The 8,972-nt window shown below is 41.6% G+C and carries 8 protein-coding genes; 3 read left to right on the top strand and 5 right to left on the bottom strand.

From position 1 onward, the window contains the following. Window positions 1-173 precede the first annotated feature (173 nt). Window positions 174-776, top strand: a complete 603-nt coding sequence (locus tag JK188_RS14955) for a tetratricopeptide repeat protein (RefSeq protein WP_211885177.1) — start codon at window positions 174-176, stop codon at window positions 774-776. Window positions 777-986: 210 nt separating this feature from the next. Further along, window positions 987-1,424: a universal stress protein gene (locus JK188_RS14960; protein WP_036951577.1), complete on the top strand. Its 438-nt coding sequence runs from the start codon at window positions 987-989 to the stop codon at window positions 1,422-1,424. 224 nt (window positions 1,425-1,648) lie between these two features. Here the strand turns inward: JK188_RS14960 and agp are convergent, their stop codons facing one another. After that, window positions 1,649-2,902 (bottom strand): bifunctional glucose-1-phosphatase/inositol phosphatase, encoded by a 1,254-nt coding sequence (gene agp, locus JK188_RS14965; RefSeq protein WP_211885176.1) that lies wholly within the window; start codon window positions 2,900-2,902, stop codon window positions 1,649-1,651. A gap of 237 nt (window positions 2,903-3,139) precedes the next feature. Between agp and JK188_RS14970 the strand changes: the two genes are divergently transcribed. Beyond that, a complete protein-coding gene (locus JK188_RS14970; protein ID WP_211885175.1) occupies window positions 3,140-3,577 on the top strand; it encodes a GNAT family N-acetyltransferase in 438 nt (145 codons plus the stop codon). Between the two features lie 10 nt (window positions 3,578-3,587). On the opposite strand, the gene JK188_RS14975 is transcribed toward JK188_RS14970, so the two are convergent. From JK188_RS14975 to fdnG, 4 genes are all read right to left on the bottom strand, one after another. Further along, entirely contained in the window at window positions 3,588-4,121 is a 534-nt protein-coding gene (locus tag JK188_RS14975) for a GNAT family N-acetyltransferase (protein WP_249215374.1), read from the bottom strand. A gap of 133 nt (window positions 4,122-4,254) precedes the next feature. Next, window positions 4,255-4,911: a formate dehydrogenase-N subunit gamma gene (gene fdnI, locus JK188_RS14980; protein ID WP_036951972.1), complete on the bottom strand. Its 657-nt coding sequence runs from the start codon at window positions 4,909-4,911 to the stop codon at window positions 4,255-4,257. Beyond that, entirely contained in the window at window positions 4,904-5,791 is an 888-nt protein-coding gene (gene fdxH / locus JK188_RS14985; protein ID WP_165906918.1) for a formate dehydrogenase subunit beta, read from the bottom strand. Before fdxH ends, fdnI begins: the two co-directional genes overlap by 8 nt. Window positions 5,792-5,802: 11 nt before the next feature. After that, complete coding sequence (gene fdnG / locus JK188_RS14990; protein ID WP_211885172.1) at window positions 5,803-8,850, bottom strand: formate dehydrogenase-N subunit alpha; 3,048 nt, start codon at window positions 8,848-8,850, stop codon at window positions 5,803-5,805. Window positions 8,851-8,972: the final 122 nt, after the last annotated feature.

The raw sequence follows: 8,972 nt of genomic DNA on the forward strand, positions 1-8,972 counted from the left end.
GTAAAAGGCTCGTTTACTCTGTATTTTTGATGGGGCGTTGATATTTATAAATTATAGAAGTAGAGTATTTAATGCGTTGATGGTTATACCTTGTAGTTAATAACTGTTAACACCGTTTCGAGTTTATCTTGAAATAAGGATATTCATAGCCAACTTAAGATACGGAAAGCCTTATGTTACGATTATTGACCTTTATTTCTTTATTTATATTTTCAACAAGTTTAACTTTCGCAGCTCCTGTTCCTCCTGAAGTCATTAAGCAAATTGAACAACAAGCACAAAAAGGGGATGTGAAAGCTCAAGTTATGCTAGGCATTGGTTACTATGTTGGTAACGAAATTAAGCAAGATTATCCGAAAGCAAAGAAATGGCTTACGATGGCGGCCAATAAAGGCAATGCGGACGCTCAACTATTCCTAGGTGATATGTATCTTAATGGTAATGGCGTTCAATCTGATTTTGAAACAGCTTATGGTTGGATTGAGAAATCGGCAAATAAGGGAAATCCTGAAGCCATAAACTATATGGGTCAATTCTATTACCAAGGTGCTGGCGTAAAACAAAATTATCTCGTGGCTTTTGAGTGGTTCCAAAAAGCAGCCGATAAAAAATTTCCACCTGCTGAATATCAATTAGGAAAAATGCTACAAAATGGTGAGGGAACTGAGTTTAATGAAAAACTCGGCGCTGAATATATTGATAAAGCGTGTAAAGGCGGATTAAAACCAGCCTGCCCAGAAAAAGAAACCACAAAGCCTAAAGCGACTAAAAAATAATATTCTCTTTGAAAGCGGTAATACTCCCCTCATGTATTGCCGTTTTTTTATTGTCATTATTTTTATTATCCATTTTTTATTCCCGCCAATTGCGTACTCCCGCTCACATCATTTTTAATCCAATTCAGTTAATATTAATTTATTAACAATCAATATGAAAAATGGTTAAAATGTTCTAAACTTATAATATAAAAGAAAAAAGGAGATATTATGTACAATACAATTTTAGTTCCTATTGATGTTACCGAAGACGACCTCACCAAAATGTTAGTCCCGCATGTTAATGCCATGCAGAAACTAAACAATTCTACCGTTCATTTTTTAGCTGTGACTGCACCAATTTCCAATTATTTACGCTATGGCGGCACTATTTTGCCAGGTGACTTCCCGGATGATCAAAAACAAGCTGATATCATTCTGAAAGAGTTACAAGAGAAAGTTAAACTGTTCTCTATCCCTGCAGATAAAGTGCAAGTAAAAGCGGTTGTAGGTTCAGTTAAAGATGAAATTTTGGCAACAGCTGAAGATATTAAAGCCGATGTAATTTTACTGGGTTCACGTCGCCCAAGTATGTCTACCTACTTATTAGGCTCCAATGCGGCTTCAGTTGTACGTTATGCGAAAACGAGCGTATTAGTGGTTCGCTAATCCATACGAAGGGTTAATAACCGCAGAAAGCTCTATTTTAACTCGTCGAATGGTTAGGGTTAAAGTTTGTTACACTAAAGGGTAATTCCATACAATTTACAAGCCCATTTGTTCGACATTTAAGGTAAATTAGAGGCTCATAAACATTTTCGTGACTATTTCACACCCTGCTCCTCAGAGCAGGGTTTTTTATGCTTCATTCAGGCATTATTGACAGTTGGATATCACTGTTTCAACGCCGATTTCATCACATTTTCAAAGTCTTCCCATGAACAATACCCATTTTTATCAATCGGGCAATTTTTCAATTCAAGGGTAACGTGTTTTGGAGGCGTTGCTAAAGAGAGGTAAGCATTATCTCGCAACTGATCTGCGGTTTGATACACATACTCAATCTTCACATAATCCTTTGTCTCTTTTTTATCTGTCCAGCGTTGGAATACCAATTTACCGCCAATTGGTGTGTGCTCATATTGCTCAGGTAACTGGTACGGTTTGAAATCCATCGCAGACAACACTGAAGCAATATTTGAATCATGTCCCACTAAGAAAATGAATTTAGCCGTTTCACCTTTATTAACAGAAACAAAGCCTTTATCCATATAACTCAGAATTGGGTGCGCCACATTTTTTGCAATGATTTTCGGTGTAAATAACGTTTCTTGATAAGCATTTTTTAAAGTATTCAGCTTTTGCCATTTTTCATCACTATTGACCATTCCCCATGCCACATCTTTTTCAGGGAAGCCTTCATAATATTGCAGGTCAATTGCATCGACGGCAGAGTTCGCCATCTTCAACGGTCCACTCACACCCGGTTCTTTATCCGCTTCAATGATAAAACTGTTCTTTGGTGTAGCTAAATTACACAGTTTATCCGTCGCGCACTTCTTCGAATCTTTAATATTGAGAACATTGTCCAGCTCATCATAACCTGGCTTCAAGTTTAACCCTTTAAGGTGGGACTCCATCGCTTCAAGTGCTTGTTTTTTAAATTCAGGGGAGCTATTCGTAATGATAGGATTAAACACGGGATCCATCGTACCAATTTCCGGTTTATGATGGATATTCACTTTACAGCCAGGAAATGCTCCCGCAGTAAAGAACTGCGCAGTCGCAATCGTTCTCTGTAGGCTATTCGTGTAAATATAGATATCATCGCTGCTGGTTGGACATAACTCATTCACAAATAATTTATTGCTATCGAGCCACTCTCTAAAATAGTGCCCCATATACACTTCGAGCGCCCCGCCCTTTGTCGTTAAATAGCCACTTTCTGCATCCCATGCTGGCCACTTTTTATCGGTTATTTCAGTCAGAATCCCTGTATTAACAATAGGAGTACGTAAATTATGACGACTTAGAACTAAAACTTGGTCTAATTCCATATTTTGTGCATTATCTGTACTTGCCAGTGCGGGGGCGATTGGTGCTAATAACGCCGCAGATAAACACACTGTTAGCATTTTATATTTCATCAGCATACTCCTACCATAGTTTTTAAATTGATTAACATAATCAAACAATAAACACTGCAATAAAATAAAGTATAGTGCTTATATGAGTTTCGGAAACATATCCTCTAATAATGAATTAGTTATCTTTTTTTTCTGCGATTAATATCCCAAAAACGTCCCTTAACTAAAATAACCATCAAATATTGACATTCGCTACCCACAATTTAAGATGAATTTTCTCTATAAGGATAAAATGCAATGAATATTCAGCCCGCCACTGTCGAACATTACGATGAGATCATTCATCTTTGGGAGGCTTCTGTAAGAGCAACTCATGATTTTCTGCCAGAAAAGAACATAGAAATGCTAAAAACACCCATTAGGGAACAATACTTACCTAATTTGTCTGTTTTTGTGACTTTTGATCCTAACGGCAAAATAGCGGGCTTTTTAGGTACGGGTGAGAATCGTCTAGAAATGTTGTTTATTTCCCCCCTTGCAAGAGGGACAGGCATTGGTAAACAACTCCTGAATTACGCCATTGAACACTTAGGTGTGAATGAAGTTGATGTGAATGAGCAAAATCCGCAAGCAGTTGGTTTCTATCAACACATGGGATTTGTTCAATATGCGCGTTCCGAACTTGATGGGGAAGGAAATCCATTTCCTTTACTGCATATGCGATTAACTAAATAGCGACAGATTGTTATAGATAGTGGCTATTCATCACTGTATTCACCAGAAAATGATTAAATACATCATACTGACTCGGCGTGAAAGGCGTATTTAAGCTTAAAATTTCCAGCTTATGCGGCGCATACTGGGCGTTATAGCATGGATGGTGATGGACATAGTCATTTCTGACAAAGCCATTTTTTTCATAGAAATGAAGACGTTTTCTTGCAACTTCATCGACTAATGGGTCTATCTCCAACACTATCTGTGGGTACAACTGGCACAGTGCGGTCAACGATTTTTGGCCGTAACCTGACCCACGAATATGTTGGTCAATCGCAAAATGTTCAATATAGAAAAAGGCATCAATAACCCACCCACCGATAAATCCAACAAACTGATTATTGTCTGTAATTTTATATAAATAATATTGCTCTAGAGGGAGTAATGCCGCTCGCCCTGCATAAGAACGTTTTTCATGGTCAGGAAATGAAATATCGTATAGCGCATTAATTAATTCATTATCGTGTTTATCATTTACAGAAATTCTTACCAGCTCAACCATTTCCCCTCCTAAATGACTCAATACAATCAACCTCAAATAAGACATTCTTTAAACATAAAAAAGCCACTGTGATTGTGTAACCTTTTCGGTAACGTCAACAACAGTGGCTTATATTACTTAATTGACAGCGAAATTACTGGCTTTTTTCAGCTTCCGCTTTGGCTTCTTTCGCTTCAACATCGCGATACCAACGTGGGTGATGTTTCTTCGCCCAGCGACGGCTAACTTTACCTTCAATCATGCCGTTGATAGACCCTTTAACCCAAAATGCCATATACATGTGGATTAAAATTGCATGGATCAGAATAATTGCCGCTAATGCATGAATCAAAATACTCCAACGCACCATCCAGATTGGGAATAAATGTGCGAAATAAGGACGCCACATGATAATCCCGGTGACCAAAAGTACAAAAATCATACTCATGATACTCCAGAACATCATTTTTTGACCGGCGTTGTATTTGCCCACATCAGCCACTTTATGTTCATTACCTTTGAGAACTTGAACAATATTCAGTAGCCAAGGAATATCTTTTCTATCTGGAATATTGTGTTTTACAAAGCGTACAAACATAAACATCAGCACGACGAAAATAAGCACACCGAAGAAAGGATGCAAAATTCGTCCCATCTGTGGTGTACCGAAGGTTTCAGTCAGCCACTTCAAGGTTGGGAAAAACAGTGCAATACCCGACAATGCGACTAAGAAGAAGCTGATAACCACTGTCCAGTGGCACGCTCGGTCAATAAATTTAGTCCGAACGATCATTTTGCTCTTTTTACTCATGGTCATCTTTCTCCTCTTCATCATCCACTTCTTTGTTTGGACCAATACCCACATAGTGGAAAATCAGCCCTGCAAATGTGGCGATAAAGCCCGCTACCGATAATGGTTTCAGGATGCTTTGCCATAGATTAATTGGTGTATCAATCTGTGGGTCTTTTGGTAATCCATGATAAAGCTCAGGTTTATCCGCATGATGTAGCACGTACACCACATGAGTTCCCCCAACACCTTCAGGATCATAAATGCCAGCTTGGGCATAACCCCGTTTTTGCAGTTTTTCAACACGCTCCGCGCCGTATTCCAGCATTTCGTTTTTAGTACCAAAACGAATAGCACCTGTCGGGCAAGTTTTCACGCAAGCCGGTTCTTGCCCCACGGCAACACGGTCAACACATAATGTACATTTGTACACACGATTATCTTTTGGATTTAATCGAGGAATGTTGAACGGGCAACCCGCGATACAGTAACCACAACCAATACAGTGTTCCGATTGGAAATCCACAATACCGTTAGCATATTGAATAATCGCACCCGCAGATGGGCATGACTTCAAGCAACCTGGATCGGTACAGTGCATACAGCCATCCTTACGGATAAGCCATTCCAATTTGCCTTGCTCACTGACTTCGCTAAAACGCATCACCGTCCAAGATTTGGCACTTAAATCGGTTGGGTTATCGTAAACCCCAACGCAGTGTCCTACCTCATCACGGATATCATTCCATTCTGAACATGCCACCTGACAGGCTTTACAGCCGATACAGGATGACACGTCAATCAGTTTGCAGACTTCAAATTTATCGTCACGCGCCTGTGGTGGAGGCGTAATGCTATTGGTCGCGGAACGTTTAATAATGTCTTGAGATTGCATGGACATAGTTCCCTCCCTTACGCCTTCTCAATGTTAACTAAAAACGCTTTATACTCAGGAGTCTGAGAGTTAGCGTCCCCCACAGATGGCGTTAACGTGTTGGTAATAAAGCCTTTTTGCGTTGCACCCTCAAAGCCCCAGTGAATAGGTAGACCCACTGTTTCAATCGGTTTACCGTCAACCATCAGGGTTTGCAGACGTGGTGTTACCACGGCAATCGCTTTAATAAAGCCGCGTTTACTGCTGACTTTAACCTTATCACCCAAAGCGATACCTTTGGATTTCGCTAAGGTTTCACTGATTTCCACAAACTGTTCTGGCTGAGCAATGGCGTTCAAGCGCGCATGCTTCGTCCAAGTGTGGAAATGCTCTGTTAAGCGATAAGTGGTTCCGACATACGGGAATTCTTTATGATCGCCAAGACGTTTCTTGTCATCTTCAAAAATTCGCGCAGCAGGGTTAGAAACTACATTTGGATGCAGTGGGTTAGTTCCCAATGGCGTTTCAAATGGCTCGTAGTGCTCAGGGAATGGACCTTCTGCCATCTTATCAATTGCAAACAGACGACCTAAACCTTCTGGCTGCATAATAAATGGTCCAGTACCGACTTCTGGTGCCGAAGCGTTAAAGTCAGGTACGTCGTTTCCGACCCACTTCTTACCGTTCCACTCAATCAGAACCAGATCTTTATTCCATGGCTTACCTTTGGTATCACAAGAGGCACGGTTATAGATAACACGGCGGTTTAATGGCCATGCCCATGCCCAACCCAATGTATTACCAATGCCGGATGGGTCGCTGTTATCGCGATTCGCCATCTGATTGCCTTTTTCGGTCCAGCTACCCGTGTAGATCCAGCAAGAAGATGCCGTTGAACCATCCGCGCGTAACAGAGCGAATGAATTCAGAAGCTCGCCTTTTTTCGCTTGTAAGTTGCCATCAGCATCATATAAGTCGACCAGTGCAACCCCGTTGTTCTCTTTCGCCACTTCTTCCGATTCCGGATGGAATTGACGTTTATAATCCCAACGCATTTGCAGCAATGGTTCGCGACCTTTACCACCTTCTTGTTCATACATCTCACGGATTTTGTGCAAGATACCCGTTAAGATTTGACCATCGTTACGCGCTTCACCCGGGGCGTCCGCCGCTTTCCAATGCCACTGTAACCAGCGACCGGAGTTAGCAATAGAGCCATCTTCTTCCGCAAAGCAGGTTGAAGGTAGACGGAAAACTTCCGTTTGAATGGAAGCTGGGTCAACGTCGTTCATTTCGCCGTGATTCTGCCAGAAGTTCGCTGTTTCGGTGGTTAATGGGTCAACCACGATTAAATATTTCAGCTTACTTAAGCAGCTAACCACTTTGTTTTTATCTGGGAACGAGGCAACTGGGTTAAAGCCTTGGCAGATGTAGCCGTTGACTTTATCTTTGCTCATCATGTCAAAATACTTCATAACATCATAAGCTTGATCCCATTTAGGTAACCAATCAAAGCCCCATTGGTTCTCTGGTTGAGCCGCATCACCGTAGAATGATTTCATCAAGCTGACGAAGAATTTCGGATAGTTGCTCCAGTAGTTAACCTGATTGGGTAATGTGGCTTTTGGCGTATTCGCGGCTAAATAGCTATCAACATCTAACTGTTTTTCTGATGGCAGCGTTAAATAGCCCGGAAGGCTCGTCGATAGCAGACCTAAATCTGTTAAGCCTTGAATGTTTGAGTGTCCACGTAGCGCATTCACCCCACCACCACAAATCCCCATGTTGCCTAAAAGCAGCTGGATCATCGCCATGGTACGGATGTTTTGCGCGCCCACTGTATGCTGAGTCCAACCTAATGCGTACAGGAATGTCCCCGCTTTATCTGCGGCGCTCGTGGTTGCCAGAATTTCACACACTTTTAAGAAGTCTGCTTGTGATGTACCACAGATTCGTTCAACCATTTCAGGGGTATAGCGGGAAACGTGTTTTCTTAGCAGATTCCAAACACAACGCGGATCTTGTAACGTGTCATCACGTAATGCATGACCATTTTCATCAAACTTATAGTTCCAACTGGTTTTGTCATAACGACCTTTTTCAGCGTCATAGCCACTGAATAAGCCATCGTTAAAGTCAAAATCATCTCTAACAATCAAAGATGCGTTGGTATAGTTCTGAACGTATTCTGCGTTTATTTTATTATTTTCAATAAGATAAAGTAGAACACCAGAAAGGAAGGTAATATCCGTTCCTGAACGAATTGGCACGTAATGATCGGCCACCGATGCGGTACGCGTGAAGCGCGGGTCTACCACAATCAAGGTTGCATCATTATTGTTTTTCGCTTCAATCGCCCAACGGAATCCGACAGGGTGAGCTTCAGCGGCGTTACCGCCCATCACCACAATCACATTGGCGTTTTTAATATCAACCCAGTGGTTGGTCATCGCACCGCGACCAAATGTTGGAGCAAGACTTGCTACCGTTGGTCCGTGTCAGACACGCGCTTGGTTGTCGACCGCTAACATACCGAGCGATCGTGCGAATTTTTGGGTTAACATCCCCGTTTCATTGCTAGCCGCAGAGGCGCAAAGCATCCCTGTTGATAACCAGCGATTGACAGTGGCGCCTTGTTCATTTTTTTCAATAAAGTTGGCATCACGGTCATCTTTCATTAAGCGGGCAATGCGCGTAAAAGCATCGTCCCAGCTAATGCGTTCCCATTTATTCGAGCCTGGTGCGCGATATTCAGGATAACGTAAACGACTGTCACTACGAATGTAATCCAGTAACCCCGCCCCTTTCGGACACAGAGCACCGCGATTCACTGGATGATCGGCATCACCCTCAACGTGGAAGATGGCAGAGCGAGCATTCATTGCCCCATCACCCATACTATAAATCAGCAATCCACAACCCACGGAACAATAGGTACAAGTATTACGCGTTTCTTTCGAACGCAATAATTTATTTTCACGTACATTAGCCATTGCCATTCCTGGCATAAAACCTAACGCAGCTACAGTTGTACCTGCCATCCCGCCGGCGCAGATTTTAAAAAACTTTCTGCGACTGACGTTCATTATTAACCTCTTTTTATTTTTGTATATTCGCGGGAGAGAATATCAGTCACTTGTAATTAGATATTGCCTAAAATCAATGAAAGTGAAAATAAAGGTTAATTAATGTCATTTAGGTAGTTAAT

Source organism: Providencia sp. JGM181 (assembly GCF_018257375.1).
GTDB lineage: Bacteria > Pseudomonadota > Gammaproteobacteria > Enterobacterales > Enterobacteriaceae > Providencia > Providencia lanzhouensis.

What these genes read in the sequence shown, in the direction of transcription:
- JK188_RS14955 (WP_211885177.1), top strand. Translation starts at nt 174, where the DNA reads ATGTTACGATTATTGACCTTTATTTCTTTATTTATATTTTCAACAAGT.
- fdxH (WP_165906918.1), bottom strand. Translation starts at nt 5,791, where the DNA reads ATGTCCATGCAATCTCAAGACATTATTAAACGTTCCGCGACCAATAGC.
- JK188_RS14975 (WP_249215374.1), bottom strand. Translation starts at nt 4,121, where the DNA reads ATGGTTGAGCTGGTAAGAATTTCTGTAAATGATAAACACGATAATGAA.
- fdnI (WP_036951972.1), bottom strand. Translation starts at nt 4,911, where the DNA reads ATGAGTAAAAAGAGCAAAATGATCGTTCGGACTAAATTTATTGACCGA.
- JK188_RS14970 (WP_211885175.1), top strand. Translation starts at nt 3,140, where the DNA reads ATGAATATTCAGCCCGCCACTGTCGAACATTACGATGAGATCATTCAT.
- JK188_RS14960 (WP_036951577.1), top strand. Translation starts at nt 987, where the DNA reads ATGTACAATACAATTTTAGTTCCTATTGATGTTACCGAAGACGACCTC.
- agp (WP_211885176.1), bottom strand. Translation starts at nt 2,902, where the DNA reads ATGAAATATAAAATGCTAACAGTGTGTTTATCTGCGGCGTTATTAGCA.